The organism is Achromobacter sp. (assembly GCF_032113835.1).
In the GTDB taxonomy this organism is placed as follows: Bacteria; Pseudomonadota; Gammaproteobacteria; order Burkholderiales; family Burkholderiaceae_B; genus Achromobacter.
Genome location: NZ_DAMCTG010000009.1, coordinates 87,569 through 107,705, shown reverse-complemented (window position 1 = coordinate 107,705; position 20,137 = coordinate 87,569). Strand labels below are relative to the sequence as shown.

Annotated in this window: 18 protein-coding genes; 6 read left to right on the top strand and 12 right to left on the bottom strand. The window is 67.3% G+C overall.

Annotated elements, in window-relative coordinates:
- Positions 1-2: 2 nt before the first annotated feature.
- Entirely contained in the window at positions 3-461 is a 459-nt protein-coding gene (locus tag RT697_RS06050) for an HU family DNA-binding protein (RefSeq protein ID WP_312430229.1), read from the bottom strand.
- A 419-nt stretch (positions 462-880) separates the two neighbouring features.
- Here RT697_RS06050 and RT697_RS06045 point away from each other — a divergent pair, with 419 nt between their 5' ends.
- From RT697_RS06045 to RT697_RS06035, 3 genes are all read left to right on the top strand, one after another.
- Positions 881-2,041 carry a D-alanyl-D-alanine carboxypeptidase family protein gene (locus tag RT697_RS06045; RefSeq protein ID WP_313697439.1) on the top strand — a complete coding sequence of 387 codons (1,161 nt, stop codon included), beginning with the start codon at positions 881-883 and terminating at the stop codon, positions 2,039-2,041.
- Positions 2,042-2,066: 25 nt separating this feature from the next.
- Positions 2,067-2,615: a hemerythrin domain-containing protein gene (locus tag RT697_RS06040; protein WP_313697438.1), complete on the top strand. Its 549-nt coding sequence runs from the start codon at positions 2,067-2,069 to the stop codon at positions 2,613-2,615.
- A 105-nt stretch (positions 2,616-2,720) separates the two neighbouring features.
- Complete coding sequence (locus RT697_RS06035) at positions 2,721-4,490, top strand: SulP family inorganic anion transporter (protein ID WP_313697437.1); 1,770 nt, start codon at positions 2,721-2,723, stop codon at positions 4,488-4,490.
- Between the two features lie 14 nt (positions 4,491-4,504).
- Here the strand turns inward: RT697_RS06035 and RT697_RS06030 are convergent, their stop codons facing one another.
- From RT697_RS06030 to RT697_RS06005, 6 genes are all read right to left on the bottom strand, one after another.
- Positions 4,505-5,272 carry an ABC transporter ATP-binding protein gene (locus tag RT697_RS06030; protein ID WP_313697436.1) on the bottom strand — a complete coding sequence of 256 codons (768 nt, stop codon included), beginning with the start codon at positions 5,270-5,272 and terminating at the stop codon, positions 4,505-4,507.
- The gene (locus RT697_RS06025; protein WP_313697435.1) at positions 5,269-7,146 is read right to left on the bottom strand and encodes an ABC transporter permease; all 1,878 of its coding nucleotides are present in this window, start codon (positions 7,144-7,146) and stop codon (positions 5,269-5,271) included. Before RT697_RS06025 ends, RT697_RS06030 begins: the two co-directional genes overlap by 4 nt.
- Positions 7,146-8,381 (bottom strand): ABC transporter substrate-binding protein, encoded by a 1,236-nt coding sequence (locus RT697_RS06020; RefSeq protein WP_313697434.1) that lies wholly within the window; start codon positions 8,379-8,381, stop codon positions 7,146-7,148. The genes RT697_RS06025 and RT697_RS06020 overlap by 1 nt, the downstream gene beginning before the upstream one ends.
- 175 nt (positions 8,382-8,556) lie before the next feature.
- On the bottom strand, positions 8,557-8,724 hold the full coding sequence (rpmG, locus tag RT697_RS06015) for a 50S ribosomal protein L33 (protein WP_003810296.1): 168 nt from the start codon (positions 8,722-8,724) through the stop codon (positions 8,557-8,559).
- A 37-nt stretch (positions 8,725-8,761) separates the two neighbouring features.
- Positions 8,762-8,998, bottom strand: coding sequence for a 50S ribosomal protein L28 (gene rpmB / locus RT697_RS06010; RefSeq protein WP_056564075.1), 237 nt, complete (start codon positions 8,996-8,998; stop codon positions 8,762-8,764).
- Positions 8,999-9,338: 340 nt separating this feature from the next.
- Positions 9,339-10,538: a Bcr/CflA family multidrug efflux MFS transporter gene (locus tag RT697_RS06005; protein ID WP_313697433.1), complete on the bottom strand. Its 1,200-nt coding sequence runs from the start codon at positions 10,536-10,538 to the stop codon at positions 9,339-9,341.
- 157 nt (positions 10,539-10,695) lie between these two features.
- On the opposite strand from RT697_RS06005, the gene RT697_RS06000 reads away from it, so the two are divergent.
- The 3 genes from RT697_RS06000 (at position 10,696) to RT697_RS05990 (ending at position 14,068) form a co-directional block, all read left to right on the top strand.
- The gene (locus RT697_RS06000) at positions 10,696-11,964 is read left to right on the top strand and encodes a class I SAM-dependent methyltransferase (RefSeq protein WP_313697432.1); all 1,269 of its coding nucleotides are present in this window, start codon (positions 10,696-10,698) and stop codon (positions 11,962-11,964) included.
- A gap of 119 nt (positions 11,965-12,083) precedes the next feature.
- Positions 12,084-13,736 carry an FAD-binding protein gene (locus RT697_RS05995; RefSeq protein WP_313697431.1) on the top strand — a complete coding sequence of 551 codons (1,653 nt, stop codon included), beginning with the start codon at positions 12,084-12,086 and terminating at the stop codon, positions 13,734-13,736.
- Positions 13,733-14,068: a ferredoxin family protein gene (locus RT697_RS05990; RefSeq protein WP_313697430.1), complete on the top strand. Its 336-nt coding sequence runs from the start codon at positions 13,733-13,735 to the stop codon at positions 14,066-14,068. Before RT697_RS05995 ends, RT697_RS05990 begins: the two co-directional genes overlap by 4 nt.
- 52 nt (positions 14,069-14,120) lie before the next feature.
- Here the strand turns inward: RT697_RS05990 and RT697_RS05985 are convergent, their stop codons facing one another.
- The 5 genes from RT697_RS05985 to RT697_RS05965 all read right to left on the bottom strand — a co-directional run bounded on the left by RT697_RS05985 (position 14,121) and on the right by RT697_RS05965 (position 20,036).
- On the bottom strand, positions 14,121-15,491 hold the full coding sequence (locus RT697_RS05985; protein ID WP_313697429.1) for an FAD/NAD(P)-binding protein: 1,371 nt from the start codon (positions 15,489-15,491) through the stop codon (positions 14,121-14,123).
- A gap of 110 nt (positions 15,492-15,601) precedes the next feature.
- A complete protein-coding gene (locus tag RT697_RS05980; protein ID WP_313697428.1) occupies positions 15,602-17,299 on the bottom strand; it encodes an amidohydrolase in 1,698 nt (565 codons plus the stop codon).
- Between the two features lies 1 nt (position 17,300).
- Entirely contained in the window at positions 17,301-18,215 is a 915-nt protein-coding gene (locus RT697_RS05975; protein WP_313697427.1) for an ABC transporter permease, read from the bottom strand.
- Positions 18,212-18,973, bottom strand: coding sequence for an ABC transporter ATP-binding protein (locus RT697_RS05970; protein WP_313697426.1), 762 nt, complete (start codon positions 18,971-18,973; stop codon positions 18,212-18,214). The genes RT697_RS05975 and RT697_RS05970 overlap by 4 nt, the downstream gene beginning before the upstream one ends.
- 13 nt (positions 18,974-18,986) lie before the next feature.
- Complete coding sequence (locus RT697_RS05965) at positions 18,987-20,036, bottom strand: ABC transporter substrate-binding protein (protein WP_239214117.1); 1,050 nt, start codon at positions 20,034-20,036, stop codon at positions 18,987-18,989.
- Positions 20,037-20,137 lie beyond the last annotated feature (101 nt).

Below are 20,137 nucleotides of genomic sequence, written 5' to 3'. Positions count from 1 at the left end.
AATTACTGCGCGGCGTCCTTCAGCTTCTTGAGCGGGCGAACCTTCACCTTGACCGAAGCCGGCTTGGCGGGGAACCAACGCTCTTCACCCGTGAACGGATCCTTGCCGAAGCGCTTGGCCTTGGCGGGAACCTTTTGCACGGCAACCTTGAACAGGCCGGGCAGCGTGAATTCGCCAGCGCCCTTCTTGTCCACGGAACCCAGCACCGAGGTTTCCAGGCTGGCCAGGACGGCCTTGACCGACTTGGCTTCGACGCCGGATTGCTCAACGATGTAGGCGATGAGCTGGGTCTTGTTCAGAGCAGCCTTGATGGCCTTGGGGGCAGCAGCGACCTTCTTGGCGGCGACGACCTTCTTGGCTGCCGGCTTCACGGCGGGCTTGGCGGCAGTTGCCTTCTTTGCGGGCGCCTTGACGGCGGTCTTGGTGACTTTCTTGGCAGGAGCTTTAGCTTTCGTGGCCATGGTCAAAATCCGTAGTTGAGGACATGGAGCAGCGCGTGCCGGATATCGGCATTTGACGCTACGCGCCCGATGATAGCGGAAGAGTGGCGGTAAAAGCGGCTTTCCAACGGGTTTTAAGCCACTGTTTGTTGTTTTCGACGCAGAAAAGTGCTTTCTGCAAGGGGTTTCGCAAGATGTCGTGACATTCGCCGGCGATTTCGCGGGCGATGTTCGATGGCTGCGCGCGCGTTGGAAATCGCTGCGAACGCGCGCGAAAAAGCCGCCGCCGCGAAGCATGCGGATGAACCTATCTGGCGGCGCGTGTTCCAATTGCGGGCGGCGCGCGCGGCAGGCAGGCGTTGAAAGTCCCCGGAATCAGGCCTTTCCCTTGCGATCGCGCGCACCCGAATAAAACCAGAACATGGAACTGAAGCAGCTATATGTTGATGAAGAAGTTGGCGGCGAGCCTGCTCGTTGCGACCGCATGTATATCCAGCGCGATGGCGCAATCGATGCCCGCGCCGGCGCTGTCGGCCAAGGCCTGGCTGCTGCTGGATGAGACCAGCGGTCAGGTCATCGCGTCGCACGCGGCCACGACGCGCATCGAGCCGGCGTCCCTGACCAAGATCATGACGGCCTACGTGGTGTTCGATGCGTTGACCAAGAAAGAGCTGACGGCGAACCAGTTGGTCACGATCTCGACGCGGGCCTGGAAGGTGCCGGCGGGCAGCTCGAAGATGTTTTTGGAACCGAACTCCAAGGTGTCGGTGGACGACCTGCTGCGCGGGCTGATGATCCAGTCGGGCAATGACGCGGCGGTGGCGCTGGCCGAGGCCGTGTCGGGCAGCGTCGAAGCCTTTGTGGCGCGCATGAACGACACCGCAGCGCGCCTGGGCCTGCACGCCACGCGTTTCGCCAGTCCGCATGGACTGCCGGATCCGAACACGTATTCCACCGCGAGCGACCTGTCGATCCTGGCCACGCGCTTCATCCGCGATTTTCCGCAGCTCTACAAGACCTACGATTCGGCCAAACAGTTCACCTTCAACAAGATCACGCAGCCCAACCGCAACCGGCTGCTGTGGCTGGATCCCAGTGTTGACGGGTTGAAGACCGGGCATACGGAATCGGCCGGCTATTGCCTCATCGCCTCGGCGCGCCGGCCCAATGGCAACGATCAGCGCCGGCTGATCACGGTGATCGTTGGCACCGCGTCCGACAAGCTGCGCACGCAGGAAAGCCGCGAGTTGCTGGAATGGGGCTTCCAGGGGTTCAATACGATCAAGCTGTATGCGCGCGGACAGGCCGTGGCCACGCCGGAGGTCTGGAAGGGCGAGGCCGACAGCCTGAAGGTCGGTTTCTCGCGGGACGCGTACGTCACCGTGCCGGCCGGCGCGAAGGTCGAATCGGTCTGGGCGCCGCAGGCGCCGCTGGTCGCGCCGATCGCCGCGCAGTCTACGGTGGGCGAACTGCGGGTGACGGTGGACGGCAAGCCTGCCATGCACTTCCCGGTTGTCGCGCTGGAGCCGGTGGCCGAGGCGGGCATCGCCGGCCGCACGTGGGACTCCATCCGTCTGTGGTGGCGCGGCACGCAGGGTTAACGCAACACGATTTCGGAGGTTGGCGATGGCAGTGAGCTTTCCAGGCGGGCCGGCCGCGGCGCCGGGCCCTGACGATCCGTTGGCGCTGCTGTCGGCCTGTCACGGGCGCATCGCACGCCAGTGCGCCACGCTGGCGCGGCTGGCGGCGCACCTGCCCGCGCATGGCAGCGACGCCGCGGCGCAAACCGCTGCCACCAGCGTGCGCCGGTATTTCGACACCGCGGCCGCGCATCACCACGAAGACGAAGAAGAAGACCTGTTTCCCGCCCTGATCGATTCCATGGCGGGGTCCGACGCGGTGTGCCTGCACGCACTGGTGGACGGCCTGTTGGCCGATCATCGGCATTTGGCCGGGCTGTGGGAACCCCTGCGCGAGACGTTGTCCGAGATCGCGGCGGGGCGGCCTGCGCAATTGCCGGCGCAGCAGGTCCAAACCTTCACCGAGGCCTACGAAGCGCACATCCGGCGCGAAGAGGACGAGCTGCTGCCGATGGCGGCGCGGCTGATTCCTGACGATGCGCTGGCCGCGATCGGTCAGGCCATGAAGGCGCGCCGTGGCGGCGAGGCGGGCTGATCCGCACTGAATCGCGCGTTGCGTGGTCAAGGTCGAGCGTTTACCCTAGCCGGACCGGCGTGAGCGCCGATGCCCAGGGAACAAGACAGGATGATGCAGGGGGGAATGAACGTCGCGCGCCGGCTTTTCGGCTCGTGGGTGGATGACGTCAACCGGCTGACGCTGCGCGCCGATCTGGCTGCCGGCCTGCTGGGCGCGTTGCTGGTGCTGCCGCAGGGCGTCGCGTTCGCGACGCTGGCGGGCCTGCCGCCGGAGTACGGGCTGTATTCGGCCATCGTGCCCTGTGTCGTGGCGGCGTTGTTCGGCTCCAGCCGTCACGTGATGTCCGGGCCGACCAATGCGAATTCGCTGGCGCTCTTTGCCGTGCTGGCGCCGCTGGCGGCCGCGGGCAGCCCCGCCTACATTCAGCTTGCGCTTGCCGTGACCGTGCTGGTCGGCGTCATGCAGTGGCTGGTGGGGGTCTTGCGGCTGGGATCGCTGGCCCACTTCATATCGCCGTCGGCGTTGTTTGGCTTTACCAGCGGTGCGGCCGTGCTGATCGCGGTGCATGCGTTGAAGGACGCGCTGGGTCTTCCGACGCCAGAATCGCACGGCGCGGGGGCGGTGCTGGAAAGCGTCGCCACGCATCTCGGCCAGGTGCATCCGGGCGCCTTGCTGGTGACGTTGGTCACCCTTGTAACGGCCCTGGTGGCGCGCCGGCTGGACAAGCGCAAACCCTACATGCTGCTCGGCCTGGCCGCTGGGACGTTCGCGGCATGGGTTTTCAATACGTGGATCCTGGCCCCCGGAGACGCGCCGGTTCCCGTGCTGGGCGCGATCGCGCAGCCGTGGCCGCCATTTCATGTGCCCAGCGTCGACTGGCGCGCGCTTCCCGATCTGCTGAGCCTGGCCTTCGCGCTGACCATCGTGGCGCTGGCGCAGTCCATTTCCATTGCGAAGGCGGTGGCGTCGCGGTCAGGGCAACGCATCGACGCGAACCGCGAATTCGTGGGCCAGGGCTTGTCCAACGTCGTCGGCGGGTTCTTTTCCTGTTATCTGTCCTGCGGTTCGCTCAATCGATCCATCCCCAACTTCGAGGCCGGGGCGAAAACGCCGCTGGCATCGGTGTTTTCGGCGCTGCTGCTGATGCTGCTGGTGGCGGTGTCCGCCCCGTTGCTGGCGTTGATTCCGCATGCCGCCATTTCGGGATTGCTGTTGCTGGTGGCCTGGACGCTGCTGGACGTGCCGCGCTGGCGGCACCTGCTGCGCACGCAGCCCGGCGAATGCGCCATCGCGGCCGCGACCCTGGCCGCGACGATCGCCATCCGCATGGAAGTGGCAATCCTGTTGGGCACGGTGCTGTCGCTGATGGTGTATCTGCACCGCACGTCGCGGCCCGCGATGCGCACGATGGGCTTCGATTCGCGCGGGCTGGATCGCCGCTTTGTTGTGCTGGAGCACCAGCCGGACGCATTGCCCGAGTGCCCGCAACTGAAGCTGCTGCGCATGGAGGGGTCGGTCTATTTCGGCGCGGCCGCGCACGTGGCGCAGCGGCTGCACGATCTGCGCTCGGCGCCCGGCGCGCCGCGCCATCTGCTGGTGATGGCCAAGAGCATGAATTTCATCGATCTGGCCGGTGCGCAGGTCTGGGACGACGAACTGGCGGCCCGGCGCGCGATGGGCGGCGACCTGTACTTTCACCGGCCACGTCCCGAGGTCATGGACATGTGGCGCCGCACCGGATTTCTGGAGCGGCTGGGCGCCGATCACATCTTTCCGGACAAGGCCACGGCGCTGCATGCGATCTACGCCAAGCTGGATCGGAACATCTGCGCGGGTTGCACGGCCCGGATCTTCTGGGAATGCCAGCCGGACAGCCCGCAGCGTGATGGTTGATGTGGTTGGCGTTGTCAGGCGCCTTGCGGCGCCTCGGTGCCCAGATACGCAGCCTTGACCCGCTCGTCGGCGGCGATGGCCGCTGGAGCGCCTTCGGCCAGCAGGCCGCCGCGCACCAGCACCGCGATGCGGTCGGCGTGCTTGAACACGACGTCCAGGCTGTGTTCGGTGAACAGGACGGCAATGCGCTGCGTGTCCGCCAACTGGCGGGTCAAGCGCATCAGCGCGTGGCGCTCGTTGGTGGCCATGCCGGCCGTGGGCTCGTCCATCAGCAAGAGGCGCGGCTGGTGCGCCAGCGCCATCGCCAGCTCCACGCGTTTGACGTCGCCGTAGGCCAGCGTGCCGCAGGCCTCGCCGGCCTTGTCCGCCATCTGCACCTGCGACAGCAGGGTCCTGGCTTCGTCAACGGCATGGCGCGCGGCGCGCCGCCACGGGTTAAAGAGCAGGCGGTCGCGGGACAGGAGGGCCGTCTGCACGTTTTCAAGCACGGTCATCGACCGGAATGTGGCCGCGGTCTGGAAGCTGCGGCCCACGCCCAGCCGGCAGATCTTGCCGGCCGACAGGCCAACAAGCTCCTGCCCGTCCAGCCGCACCGACCCCGAGTCCGGGCGCAGTTGTCCGCCCAGCACGTTGAAGCACGTCGACTTGCCCGCGCCGTTCGGCCCGATCAAGGCCAGCATGTGGCCCGCGTGCAGGTCGAACGACACGTCGGCCAGCGCGTCGATGCCGCCGAACGATTTGCGCAGGTTGCGCACCTGCAGCAGGGGGGCGGCTGTCGTCATGCGGACCTCCTGCGCAGGCGGGCCGCCGCGCCGGCCAGTCCCTCGGGAAAGACCATGACCAGCGCCAGGATGGCCAGGCCGAGCACCGCGTGCCAGTATTCCGTGCTGCGCGCCGCGGTGTCCTGCAGCCAGGTGTAGGACGCTGCGCCGACGAGCGGGCCGGCCAGCGTCTGGATGCCGCCCAGTAGCACCATGACCAGCCCGTCCACCGAGCGGCTGACCGCCAGCACGTCGGGCGCGATGCTGCCTTTGGAAAATGCGTAGAGCGATCCGGCCAGGCCCGCCGCGAACGAGGCGGCCACAAATCCGGCCCACTGGATGCGGCGGGTGTCCATACCTAGCGCTTCGGCGCGCAAGGCCGAATCGCGCACGCCGCGCAGCGCAAAGCCCAGCGGTGAAAACGCCAGCCGTCGCAGCCACCAGACCCCAGCCGCGCATAGCGCCAGCGACAGGTAATAGAACCACGGTCCCTGCGCCAGCCACGCCGACGGCCACAAGCCGGTCAATCCGTTGCTGCCGCCGGTCACGTCATCCCATTGATAGGTGAGCGCCCAGAGGATCTGCGCGACGGCCAGCGTCAGCATGGCCAGGTACACGCCGGACAGGCGCACGCAGAACCAGCCGAACACCAGCGCGCCGAGGGCTGCGGCGAAGGGGCCGAGAAGCAGCGCCGCCTCCATGGGGATGGCGGCCAGCTTCAGGAGCAACGCGGCGCCGTAGGCGCCCAGGCCGAACCACGCGGCATGGCCGAACGACGTCATGCCCGCAAGCCCGGTCAGAAAGTGCAGGCTGGCGGCAAACAGCGCGGCGATCAGGATCTCGGTCATCAGGATGCTGAGATAGGGCCAGTACAGCGTGGCGACGGGCACCAGCGCCAATAGGACTAGCAACACCACATAGGCCAGACGCAGCCGAGGGCCGGCGGGGGCGATGGGGCGTTCGGGCGGGCCAGCGTGCGAGGCCGGCGCGGGCGGCTTGCCCATCAGGCCCCACGGCCGCACGACCAGCACCACGGCCATCACCGCGAATTCGGCCAGCAGCGTGAGCTTGGACAGATTGAAGACCCACGGGCCGATGGCGACCTGGCCCAGGAACACGAACAGCGCCTTGACCGAGCAGATCAGGACGGCGGCCAGGAACGCGCCGGGTATCGATCCGAGCCCGCCCACGACCACCACCACGAAGGCGCTGGCGATGATTTCCAGGTCCAGGCCCAAGGTGGCGGGCACGCGCGGCGCGGCCAGCGCGCCGCCCAGGCCAGCGAGGAAGGCGCCCAATGTGAAGGCCGACGTGAACAGCCAGGCTTGATTCACGCCCAGGGCCGCGAGCATCGTGCGGTTTTCGGCCGCGGCGCGCAGCAGCCGGCCCCAGCGCGTGCGCATGAGCAGCAGCCACAGCAGGCCCAATACGATGGGGCCGGCGGCGATCAGCAGCAGGTCGTATTCGGGGTAGCGGCGGCCCAGGATCTGCACGGCGCCGGACAGGCCCGGCGCGCGGGCGGAGAAGAGGTCTTCGGGACCCCAGACCGCCAGGGCCACGTCGCCGATGATGAGGACCAGCGCAAAGGTGGCCAGCAACTGGAAAAGTTCAGGCGCGCGGTACAGGCGCTTGAGCACCAGCAGTTCGGCCGCGGCGCCGATGAGGCCGGTCGCCAGCGCCGCCAGCAGCAGGCCGAACCAGTAGCCCGCGCCGCCGCCGAAGTAGCTGGTGAAGGTCCAGGCCAGGTACACGCCCAGCATGTAGAACGAGCCGTGCGCGAAGTTGACCACCCGCGTCACGCCAAAGATCAGCGACAGCCCGGCGGCGACCAGAAACAGCGCGCTGGCGTCGGCCAGGCCATTGAGTAGCTGCAGCAGCAGCCCGGATACATTCATCAGCGGGCCGGCGCCGGCCGCATCTTGCGCACCTGTTCGTCAGGCGGTTGCAGCCGGGCGCCGTCGATGTAGGCAAAGTCCTTCATGATGCCCTTGCCGTCTTCGACCGCCGTCACGCCCACATAGACGCCCATCGTGGATTGATGGTCGATCTTGCGGTACTGGATGGGGCCGTAGGGCGTGTCCACCTTCAGGCCGGCAAACGCGTCGACGAGCTTTTCCGTGTCGACGGAACCGGCGGCCTTCAGGCCCTGCGCAATGGACATCAGCGACGCATAGCCGACCACGGAGCCGACCTTGGGCGTCTCGTTGAAGCGCTTCTTGTAGGCTTCGACGAAGGTCTTGTTGGCCGGAGTGTCGATGGCGTACCAGGGGTAGCCGGTGACGATCCAGCCGGTGGGCGTGTCGGCGCCCAGCGGTTCCAGGTATTCGGGTTCGCCGGACAGAAGCGACACGACAGGCATGTTTTCAAACAGGCCGCGCGTGTTGCCTTCGCGCACGAAGCGGGTCAGGTCGGCGGCAAAGAGCACGTTGAAGATGGCGTCGGGCTTGGCGTCGGCCAGCGCCTGCACGACCGCGCCGGCATCCACCTTGCCCAGCGGCACGGCTTGTTCCGCAACGAATTCCACGTCGGACTGGAACGACTGCATCATGGCCTTGAACGTAGCCACGGCGGACTGGCCGTATTCGTAATTGGGATAGACGATGGCCCAGCGCTTCTTGCGCAGGGCGAGCGCCTTGGGGGCCAGCGCGGCCACGTGCATCCAGGTGGAGGGACGCAGACGGTAGGTATAACGGTTGCCTTCCTGCCAGGTGATCTTGTCGGTCAGGGGCTCGGCGGCCAGGAAGAAGACTTCCTGCTGCTTGGCGAAATCGGTCAGCGCGAGACCCGTGTTGGACAGAAAGCCGCCGAAGAGCAGCTCGACTTTTTCGCGCGCCAGCAGTTCCTGCGCGGCGCGGACCGAGTCGCCGGGATTGCCGTTGTCGTCGCGCGAGATGACCTCGAGCTTTCTGCCCAGCACGCCGCCCGCGGCGTTGACTTCTTCCAGCGCCAGCTGCCAGCCCTTCTTGTACGGACCCAGAAAGGCGGGAATGGCCTTGTAGCTGTTGATCTCGCCGATGCGGATCGGCGGTTCCTTGTCTTTTGCGGCGGCGGGCGCGGACGGCGTCAGCGCCAGGGCGATGAGGGCGGGCGCAACGGCGCGGCGCAGCAGGGTGAGGCAGGGACGGATCATGGCGGGGTTTATCGCAGCGTGAAAATGAATCGGCCGTGCGCGCGCGCCTTGGGCGCCGCGGGTGCGGCCTAATTGAAACATGGGCTTTGGCGCGGCGGCAAATGAATGCCGAGAAAATAACGGCAATAAAAAAGGCCCTGCATGACAGGGCCTTTTTTGCGGGATACCGGCTGAATTACTTCAGCTTGGTTTCCTTGTAGTCGACGTGCTTGCGAGCGACCGGATCAAATTTCTTGATCAGCATCTTCTCGGGCATGTTGCGCTTGTTCTTGGTGGTCGTGTAGAAATGACCCGTGCCGGCGGTCGACTCGAGCTTGATCTTTTCGCGGATACCTTTGGCCATGTCGTGCTCCTAGTATGTAGATTGGCGGGGCGGCCGATTAGGCCTGTTCGCCGCGGGCACGCATTTCGGCCAGCACGGCGTCGATGCCGTTCTTGTCGATCGTGCGGATGGCCTTGGCCGAAACACGCAGGCGAACCCAGCGGTTTTCGCTTTCAACCCAGAACCGGCGCGATTGCAGGTTGGGCAGGAAGCGGCGCTTGGTCTTGTTGTTCGCGTGCGAAACATTGTTGCCCACCATCGGGCCTTTACCGGTCACTTGGCATACGCGTGCCATGGATGCACCTCTTTAGTGTCGTTCTTGCCGCGCATCGCTTTTGGGGGTAGACGGGGGTTTAGCCGCCGGGCTGTGTGGGCTGCGCTGTGCGCTGCCTTGGCCGGCCACCCAGTCTTAGTGGATGAGGGGGGAAAGTGATTTCACCCCAGTGCTTATACCCGCTGCCTGCCACCCGCTTGAATTCATGCGTGAATTCACGCTTTGAATTCACGCTTTAAATTCACAACACGCGGTTGGGGGTCAGAGTGCTGAACTACAAAGCATAGTAGTCCTGCACGGGAAACTTCATGTGAAGACCGCGATTCTAATACGGAATTCTCAAATAAATCAAGCCAAAGGGCTAAGTTGTGTGCGAACGCGCCACACGGCCCGCCGTCCAGGACAGGCAGGCGCAGGCCGCCAGGGTGGTCGTCAGGGGCAGGGCGGTGTCGGCCTGCCAGGCGCTGACGGCAAAACCCGCCAGGGCGCCGCAGGACAATTGAAGTGTCCCCAATAGCGCCGAGGCCGCGCCCAGGCGCTTGCCCTGGTCCGACAGCGCGAGCGCCGCCGAATTGGGGTTCACGAAGCCCTGGCTGCCCATGTAGGCGATCAGGCACAGCATCAGCAGCGGCAGCGTCATCAGGCCGGCCAGCGTCAGGGCGACGGCGACAAGGCTGGCGCAGGCCAGCGTGACCAGCGCGCGGCGCTGCAGTTGGCGCGGCGTGTGGGTGCGCAGCAGGCGGGCGCTGATCTGCGAGCAGATGATGAGCGACAGCGCATTGGTGCCGAACAGCAGGCCGTAGTACTGGGGCGGCACGCCGTAGAGTTCGATGAAGACGCGCGGCGAACCGATGATGTAGGCGAACATGCCCGCCTGGCCGAAACCGCCCGCCAGGCTGTGCGACATGAAGCCGCGGTGCGCGAAGAGGGCGCGGTAGTTCTGCAGGATGGTGCTCCAGCGCAGCGGCACCACGCGGTCCGGCGTGAGGGATTCCTTCATGATCTTGATGACCGCGGCCATCAGCATCGCGCCGCCCGCCAGCATCACCCAGAACAGGCTGCGCCACGAGGTGATGGCCAGCAGCTGGCCGCCGATCAGCGGCGCGAGGATGGGCGCGAGCCCCATGATGAGCATCAGCAGCGACATCGCGCGCGCGGCTTCATGGGTTTCGTAGTGGTCGCGGATGACCGCGCGCGGAATCACGATGCCGGCCGCGCCGCCCATGGCCTGCACGACGCGCCAGCCGGTCAGGGCTTCGACCGAACCCGACAGCGCGCATCCCAGCGAGGCGATCATGAACAGCGTCAGGCCCACCAGCAGCGGCGGCTTGCGGCCGTAGCGGTCCGCCATCGGGCCGTAGAACACCTGCGCCAGCGCCAGGCCGATCAGGTACGCCGCCAACGTGCGCTCGACATCGCCGCGGGCGACGCCAAGGTTCGCCGCGATCGTGGGGAACGCGGGCAGGTACATGTCGATGGCGAACGGACCGATGGCCGTCAGCGCGCCCATGAGAATGAGCCAACCGGGCAGGCTGCTGCGGGATGTTTGCATTGGGGGCATGTAGATCGCGGTAAAACGCAGAGACAGGGCGCGTGGCAGTGCAGAGGCTGTATTGGCCGCGCCAAGCCGGGGACTTTATCATGGGCGGGCTTACAGGAAGATTGCGCGCATTTTCCGTTAGCGTTCCTGGTGTCCCTATGCATCCGGAGGATAAGCCGTGAATCCTTTGCTATCTGTCGTGGAGCGCAAACTTCAGGCGCTGCCTGTCCCGGTCCAGCTCGTGTTGCCCGATGGCGCCGTGCTGGGTCCCCCCGATCCCCGCGTGCGGTTCGTGACGCATGACAAAACCGCGTTGGCGCATCTGGCCGAAGGGGAGGTCGGGGTGCTGGGCCAGGATTATGTCGAAGGCCGCATCGATATCGAAGGCAGCATGCGCGATGTGATGGCGGCGGCCGCGGCGCTGCTGCCCGGCTCGCCGATGGACGCGGCGCGCGGCGGCTGGCTGACCGACCTGGTGCGCAAGGTGATGTCGGTGTGGCGCCATTCGGTGGAGCGCGACGCCCGGCAGATCGAATTCCACTACGACCTGTCCGACGACTTCTACGCGCTGTGGCTGGATCCGCGCCGCGTGTATTCCTGCGCGTACTACCGCGAACCCGGCATGACGCTGGCGCAGGCGCAGGAGGCCAAGCTGGATCACATCTGCCGCAAGCTGCGCCTGGCGGCGGGCGAGCGCTTCCTGGATGTGGGAGCGGGGTGGGGCGGGCTGCTGCTGTGGTCCGCCGAACACTACGGCGTGGACGCCACCGGCATCACGCTGTCGCGCAACCAGCATGCGCACGTCAGCCGGCTGATCCAGGAAAAAGGCCTGTCCGGACGTGTGCGCATCGAACTGCTGGACTACCGCAAGCTGGAGGCGTCGCAGCCCTACGACAAGATTGCCTCGGTGGGCATGTTCGAGCATGTGGGCCGCGCCCAACTGGAAGGCTACTTCGCCACGCTGCGGCGTCTGCTCAAGCCGGGCGGTCTCATCATGAATCACGGCATCACCGCTGCCGGCGTGGATAACGCGGAACTCGGCAACGGCATGGGGGAGTTCATCGAGAAGTACATCTTCCCGGGCGGCGAATTGACGCACGTCAGCGTCGTGATGCAGACATTGGCCAACGGCGGCCTGGAAGACCTGGACGTGGAGAACCTGCGCCCGCACTATGCGCGCACGCTGTGGGCGTGGAGCGATCGGCTGGAAGCGCGGTTGCCGGACGCGGCGCGCATTCTGGGCGCCGACCAGGGCGAGCGCTCGCTGCGCGCCTACCGGCTGTATCTGGCCGGCAGCGCGATGGCCTTCGAGCATGGGTGGATCGCGCTGCATCAGATTCTTGCGCAGCATCCCGCGACAGGGCGCGCGGACGAGCTGGATGGTCCCGCCGATCTGTCGTATCCGTGGCGGCGGGACTATATCTATGGAGAATCTTCCGGGCAGTGATGGCCGGACAGAGCGCGTCCCCCTGGTGATTTGCAAATCGCCGATCCGTCGTTCGTGACGGCGGACTGGCGGCATACCATCGAACCTTCCTATTGCAAGCAATCACAGCAGGGGGTTCCATGGCCGGCAAACACGCGGCGCCGCAAGGCAGCGCCAATTCGGGTTACGAGGCGGATGTGCTGGTCATCGGCGGCGGACCCGCCGGGACCTGGGCCGCGGTCTGCGCCGCGCAGGCCGGCGCAAGCGTCATCCTGGCGGACAAAGGCTATTGCGGATCGTCGGGCGCCACGGCCGCGGCCGGCACCGCGGTCTGGTATGTCGATCCCGATCCGCAGAAGCGCGCCGCCGCGATGGCCAGCCGCTACGACATGGGCGGCCGCCTCGCGGACCATGGCTGGATGAGCCGCGTGCTGGACCAGACGTGGGACGGCATCAATACCCTGGCGGACTGGGGCTATCCCTTTCCGGTGGATGCCGACGGTGTGTCGCGCCGCAATTCGCTGCAAGGTCCGGAATACATGCGCTTGATGCGCAAGCAGGTCAAGCAGGCCGGCGGCAAAATTCTCGATCATCACCCCGTGCTGGAGCTGCTGCGCGATGAGCACGGCGCGGTCGCCGGCGCGGCGGGCGTGGACCGGCAGCGGGGCGGCGCGTGGACGGTGCGCGCAGGGGCAGTCGTCATCGCCACGGGCGGTTGCGCCTTCCTGAGCCGGGCGCTGGGCTGCAACGTGCTGACCGGAGACGGGCTGCTGATGGCGGCCGAACTGGGCGCGGAGCTGTCGGGCATGGAGTTTTCCAACGCTTACGGCATCTCGCCGGAATTCGGCTCGGTGACCAAGACGCTGTTCTATAGCTGGGCGACCTTCACCGACGCCGACGGCGTGCCGATACCCGGCGCGGCTTCCAAGGGTGGGCGCTCGGTCATCGCGCGCGAACTGCTGCGCCAGAAGGTTTACGCGCGCCTGGATCAGGCGGACGAGGCCACGCGGCAGGCGATGCGCGCGGCGCAACCGAATTTCTTCCTGCCGTTTGATCGCAGCGGCATCGATCCGTTTACGCAGCGCTTTCCCGTGACGCTTCGGCTGGAAGGCACCGTGCGTGGCACGGGCGGCATGCGGCTGGCGGGGCCGGATTGCTCGACCACCGTGGTGGGGCTGTACGCCGCCGGCGATGCGGCGACGCGCGAACTCATCTGCGGCGGCTTTACCGGGGGCGGCAGCCATAACGCCGCCTGGGCCATCTCGTCCGGATCCTGGGCGGGCGCAGGCGCCGCCGTGCACGCGCTGGCCGCGCGCGGCCGCGGACGCATCGCCATTGCGGCGGGCGCCGCCGGCCTGCGCGGAAACGGCGCGCGCGCCGTGGATGCCGCCGCGCTGGTCAAGGCGGTGCAGGACGAGGTCATGCCGTTCGAGCGGAACTATTTCAGGACGGCGGACGTGCTGGAGCCGTCGGTCGCCCGGCTGGACACGCAGTGGCACGCCTTGCGGTCGGCGGCGCCCGCGGCCGCGGCGGATCTGCTGGCCACGCGGGAAGCGGCGGCCATGCTGGCCACCTCGCGCTGGATGTACCGCAGCGCGCTGGCCCGCCGCGAGACGCGCGGCATGCACAAACGCTACGACTTTCTAGAGCAGGACGCCACGCAATACCATCACCTGAGCGCCGGCGGGCTGGACGAGGTGTGGGTGCAGCCGCGCGCGTTGGACGGGGGCGGCGTGCAATCCGCAACGCAATCCGTGCCGCAACCCGCACCGCAAACGAGGCTGGCGGCATGATCGAGCTCATCAGCGACAACCGTTGCACGGGCTGCAATATCTGCGTCCGGGTGTGCCCGGTCAATGTGTTCGACATCGTGGAAGGCGCGGCGCCGGTCATCGCGCGCCAGGACGCCTGTCAGACCTGCTTCATGTGCGAAGCCTGGTGCCCCGAAGACGCCATGTATGTGTCGCCCCAGGCCGATGCGCCTGCACCGGTGGCCGAAGACGAACTTGTGCGGGCCGGATTGCTGGGCAGCTATCGGCGTCAAATCGGCTGGAACCGCGAATCGCGCGATCTGCGGGCGGCGGATCAGTCGTTCAAGCTGCTGGGTGGCGGGCCGGGGCGCTAGCGCGCTGGCTCGGAGGCTTGGGCCGATAGTCCCGGGTGTCAGGCGGCTTTCATCAACACGGTCCGTGTCGCCGCAGTCGTTCCGCCAGACGCGCGGCCAGGGGCGCCGCCCGCGCGCGCAGGGCGGGCACCGAGGTCACTTCCCAGAACACGCCCCGCGTGGGCAGGCCCAGCGCAAACAGCGCTGGGGTCTGCCGTCCCTCTGTGGCCGGGACTTCCCCGTCCGCCGTCACGTGCAGCCCCAATCCCAGATCGTTGATCCGAGCGTGGCCGTCTCGCAGCAGGCCCGCGATCAGCGGATCGTCGCGCAGCGCGAAGCGTTCGTCGGGACCGGTCGCGTTGATGACCCAGTCGGCCGCGACGGCAGTTGTTGGCTGGCCTGCCCGCTGCAGCGTGATGTGCAGCCGCTCGTCCCGCGTGGCGGCCGACGCGATGCGCGCCGCCGTCCGGCGCAGTTGGCCGCTGTCTTGCGCGGCCTGCAGATGCGCGAGGGCCGCCGGATCGGCACGATGCCGGAACACCATCCAGTACGGGCGCACATGCCGCAGGAAGCGCGCGCGGTCGGCAAGTGTCAGGCCGTCCCACAGCGCGTCCGCCTGGCGCAGCACGGCATCCATGGTGGGCTGCCACGCACGGGACGCGGCCAGATCGGCCCCGATGGCGCCGCGCACCGCGCGGTAGAGATCGCGCAGGGCAGGTGGGTCGCGGGAAGGATCGAACAGGAATGGGCGCGGCGCGGACGGATAAGCGGGCAAGGCCTCGGGCTGCGGAAGCAAGGCGCGACGCGACACCAGATGGATGCGGCCGCAGTGTCCGGTGTGCTGCAGTTCAAGCACGGCGTCCACGCCGCTGGCGCCCGATCCGGCGATCAGGACCTCATCATGCTTGCCGATGCGCGACAGCGACCGGGCAAGCCATGGGTTGCCGATGCTGCGCGGATGGCTTGCCAAACCCGGCAGCGCGCGCGGCAGCGCGTTTCCTTGGCACAGCGCCACGGACTGGGCGCTGTGCCGCTGGCCGCTTTCCAGCAGCAGCTCCCAGTGCGCAATGGCGCCCGGCTTGACCCGAAGCCCTTGTACACGGGCGGTCACAAGCTGGACATGGCCGGCGCGCACCGCGTCGAACAGTTGCGAGGAGAGCCATTCGCCGTACACGGCGCGCTCGATGTACCGGTGGCCGTGCGACTGCGCCGCGCCGCCATCGCGGTCGGCCAGCCATTGCAGAAAGCCATCGGCATCGTCCGCATGCCAGCCGCCCATCTTGTGCGCCGGCACGTTCAGGCGGTGCCACGGCGACGTGGCGCTATAGGCCGCGCCCCGGCCGAAAGCGCCCGCGCCGTCGTACAGCGTCACGCGGATGCCGTGCAACCTTGCCAAGTGCAGAGCCAGCAACGTGCCCGCAGCGCCGCCGCCGACGATCGCCACTGGTGAGATCGCAGCGGGTGAATGCGAAGGGGACGAAGTCGAAGCCGATGCTTTCGATGCCAACGAATTCGATACCTGCGATGTCGAAGCCGGCAAAACCGAATTCCGCATCACGATGAAATCGCGTCCGGCCCGCCGTGCACGATGTGCCCGCCCACGATGGTCATGGTGCAGCGCACTTCCCGCCACGCCGCAGCCGGCAATTCAATCGGGTCTTGATCCAGCACCGCCAGATCGGCGGCAAATCCCGGCGCGAGCGGGCCTTTCCAGTCTTCGTCGAAACTGAGCCGCGCGCCGGCCACGGTGAACGCGCGCAGCGCATCGCGGGCCGAGAGCGCCTGGCCAGCGCCAATGACGCGGCCCGTCAGCCGCTCCTGCCGGACGCCCGCCACCCACAGCGTGTGGAACGGGTCGTACGGAATGTTGTCGGTCGCCAGCGATACGTCGAGCCCCAGCGCCAGCATGTCGGCATGCGGCATCACGCCTTCGCCGCCATCCGGTTCGTCCAGGTACGCCGCGCCGCCTTTCCACAGGAAATACGTGGGAATGGTCGTGACCAGCACGTCCAGCGCCTTGAGCGCCTTCAGGTCGTCGATGCGCGACCGGGCGATGTGCTGGACGACCCAGCGGCGGCCGGCCAGCGGGACGCGGGCGTTGACCTCGCGCAGCACCGGCACGACCTCGTGCAGCTTGTCGGAGACGATGACGTTGACCCGCAGGTCATGCTCGGCGGCCAGCACGCACAGCGCCCGGAAGTCCGATGGCGTGACGGCCTGTTCGACGAAGCCGGACCAGCCGGTATCGGGCAGGTTGGCGCGCGCGCAGCAGGCCACGACGGGATCGCCGCCATACGCGATATGGATGCCGCTGACCCGGAACCACGGGTCGCCCAGCCCGCGCCCGCGCGCGGTGGCCAGCCAGTCGCGCATGGCGCGCGCCGCTTCGGCCAGGTCGTTCCACGCCGGACTGACGACCAGCGTGGAGCGCATGGTCAGTTCGTCGTCTTCCCACAGCTTGCGATAGACCGAGATGGTCTCGGGCGCGCAGCCGTGGCCTTCGTAGATGCTGGTCGTTCCCTTGGCGTGGTAAAGCTGCTGCGAGATGCGCAGACCCTTCAGCCGGTCGGCAAAGCCAAAGCGCGGCACGTCGGGCAGCAAGTCGAATTCGACGGCGGGGCGGGCGTTGCGCTCGACGATGCTGCCATCCAGTTCCCCGGCGGCGTCGCGGCCCAGTTCGATGCCGGTGCAGCGCGGCTGCGATGCGGGCGTCAGGCCATTGCGAGCTAAGGCAAGGCTGTTGAGCGCGCCGCTGCCGGGCGGCTTGCCCCAGTTGCCGAAGGGCGCGGGGATGTAGACGGGGTGGCCGGGCGCCGCGGCGTCCAGTTCCTGCCGGCTGGGCAGCCGGCCTTCCGCCAACTGCGCCGCGCCGCCAAAGAAGTAGGGGGGCGTGCCCACCGGCATGGTGACGATGTATTCGCCGGGCGGCGTCGACCGCGCCTGCTCGCGCACCACCTGCAACACGTCTGCCACGCTGCGCGCGTGCGCCAACGAGGGGCGCAGCGTCTTCAGCCCTTCGCGCTCCATGTGCGCATGGCTGTCGTTGATGCCAGGGATCACGGTCGCGCCCTGCAGATCCAGCATCTGCGCATTGCCGTCGGCCAGCGCCAGGGCGTCCTCGTCATAGGCCGCGACTCGGCCGTTTGCCAGCGCGATGGCATGGGCCGACGGGCGGGCGTCATGAAACGTATGGATGCGCGCGTTGCGCAGCACGACCGTGCGGGGTTCGGCCCGCTTGTGCGGAAGACTCATGTCAGGAGGCGCTTTGATACCAGGGAAAAAGCCGCCGCGCCGCCCACACGAACAGGCGGTCGGCCAGGAAGCCGAACGTGCCCAGCAGCACGAGGCCAATGAACATGATCTCCACCTGAAAGAGCTGATGGCCCAGCGACATCATGTAGGCGATGCCTCGGGTCGAGCCCGACAGCTCGGCCGCCACCAGCACGATCAGCGACACGGCGATGGCCTGCCGCACGCCGGCCAGGATGAAGGGCAGGGCGGCGGGCAGGATGACGCGAAAGAGCGTGCGCAGCCTGCCCGCGCCCAATGCCGCCGCGGAACGCAGGTAGACGATGTTGGTGTCGCGCACGCCGATGAAGGTGGTGATCCAGATGGGAAAGAAGGCGCCCCAGGCGATCAGCGCGATCTTGGGCAGCTCGCCGATGCCGAACCACAGCACCGCCAGCGGAACGACCGCAAGCGACGGCACCGAGCGAAAGCCATGCAGCACGGGTTCGCTCAGGTGATGCAGGAACGCGATGCGCGCCGTCAGGATGCCGGCGGTGATGCCGAGGATCAGCGCGATGCTGAATCCCGCCGCGGCCCGCGTGAGGCTGGCCGTGATGTGGCCCGCCAGTTCGCCGGATTCGATCAGGGGCAGCGCGGCCTGCAGCACGCGCGACGGCGGCGGAAAGAGCGCCGGATTCATCCACGAGAACACGTGCGGGATGGCTTCCCATCCCAGCAGGAACAGCGCGATGCCGGCCAGGTTCAGCAGCAGCCGCCGACGGCGCCGGGCGCGTTCCGCTTGCGCGTGCGCCTGCTGGAAGCGGTCGGCCAGTCCCGCACGCGCGGGCTGCGCATCGCCGCTGGCCGCGTGATCGGCTCGGACCGGAATATCGGGGGTCGTTTCGGCCACGGACTCGCGGCGCAGCGTCAATGAGTTCATGCTGCCTGCCTTTGGGCGCCGGCCGCCAGCGCGGCCTCGATCCGGTTGTAGTGTTGGGCGAATTCAATGGATCCGCGTTGCCGCGGGTAATCCAGGCCAATGCGGATGTCGTCGCTGATCGTGCCCGGATGCGGCGCCATGACGACGACGCGCTGCGCCAGGAAAATTGCTTCGTCGATGTTGTGGGTGACGAACACCACCGACACGCCGGTTTCCTGCCACAGCCGCAGCAGGTCCTTCTGCAGCGCGGCGCGCGTCATCGCGTCCACGGCCGCGAACGGCTCGTCCATCAGCAGGACTTTCGGTTCGACGACGAGGGACCGCGCCACGGCGATGCGCTGGCGCATGCCGCCGGACAGTTCATGCGGATAGCGGTCCGCGGACGCGGCCAGGCCCACGCGCTCCAGCGCCGCCAGCGCGCGGTGACGGCGTTGCGGCGCGGCCACCGATTGCGCGCGAAGGCCGAATTCCACGTTCTGCCGGGCCGTCATCCACGGAAAGAGCGCATATTCCTGAAACACCACGCCGCGTTCGGGACCGGGGCGTTCGACCTGTTCACCATGGAACCGGACCGCGCCGTCGGTAGGCTGCAAAAAGCCCGCCAGCAGGTGCAGCAGCGTCGTCTTGCCGCAACCCGACGGGCCGATCAGGCACGTGAATTCGCCGGCCGCCAGGTCCAGCGACACCTCGTGCAGCGCCTGCGCGGGTGCGTTGCCGCGCGTGGCAAAGAACTGCGACACGCGCTTGAATTCGATCATGGCGCCCATGCCGTCAGGCCAGTTTGACGCGGTCGGGCGCGGCGGCCGACAGCGGCGCGTCCTTGATCGCGGCGCGGAACAGCGCGCGCAGGTCGCCGGCGGGCGCAGGCGCCAGCTTGGCGTCGATGGCCCACTTGGCCTGGTTCACCAGGTCGTCCACGAAGCTGTCGTCGAATCCCACCTTGAACTCGAACACCGAGGTGGCCTGCTTGACCTCCGCGGGTGTGCTGCGGATGCGCGTGGCGATGAGGTCCGGCCACGCCGGATCCTGCGCAATGCGCTTTTCGGCATCGAGCAACGCCCCGATGGCGTCCTTGACCAGCGCTTGGCGCGTGTCCAGCGTGTTCTGGTTGACCAGCAGCAACTGGTGGCTGCGGAAGAATTTCTCGTAGCCGTCCTGCGTCAGGAAGAACGCCTTGCCGCCGCTTTGGCGCAGCGCGGCGTTGCCGGCCTGCGCGGTCCAGGAGAATGCATCGATGTCGCCGCGCACGAGCGCCCCGATCAGATCGGTGGGCGCCAGATTCACCTGCGTGATGTCGCTGGCGGACAGCTTTGCGAATTCAAGATATTTGGCCAGCGCGTACTGGCCCGACGTGCCGGCGGGCGTGCCGATCTTCTTGCCTTTCAGGCTGGCGGGCTTGTCGGCGGCGATGCCGCTGCCTTCACGCGCCACGATCTTCATGTCGTACGAGTAGCGGCTGAAATTGGCCAGGATGCCGGGCTTCAGACCCTGCAACACGGCAAAGACCAGCGGCGTGTCCGTGGTGGTGGAGAAGTTGGCCGAGCCGGCCAGCAAGGCCTGCATCGAGTCACGCCCGGTGGGGAAATCCAGCACCTTCAGATCCACGTTGCGCGCCTTCCAATAACCCGCGCTTTCGGCCACAAACGGCAGCGCCCACGTGTAGCCCGCGCTGCCGGAAGCCAGCGTGGCCTGCTCGCGGGATTGGGCGAACGTCACGCCGGGCAGGGCGCCCGCAGCGCCAGCGGCGGCCACCGAGCCGATATGGAACAGCAGACGCCGGCGCGCAGCGTCGATGGAAGGCAGCTTCTTGTACGAACTCATGATTCCAAACCCCGATATGCATGTGAAATAGCTTGGGGTCATGCTACGGAGCGAAGGCTGAGCCGACAAAGAATATCTGGACATATGCTTGTTTCGTTCGG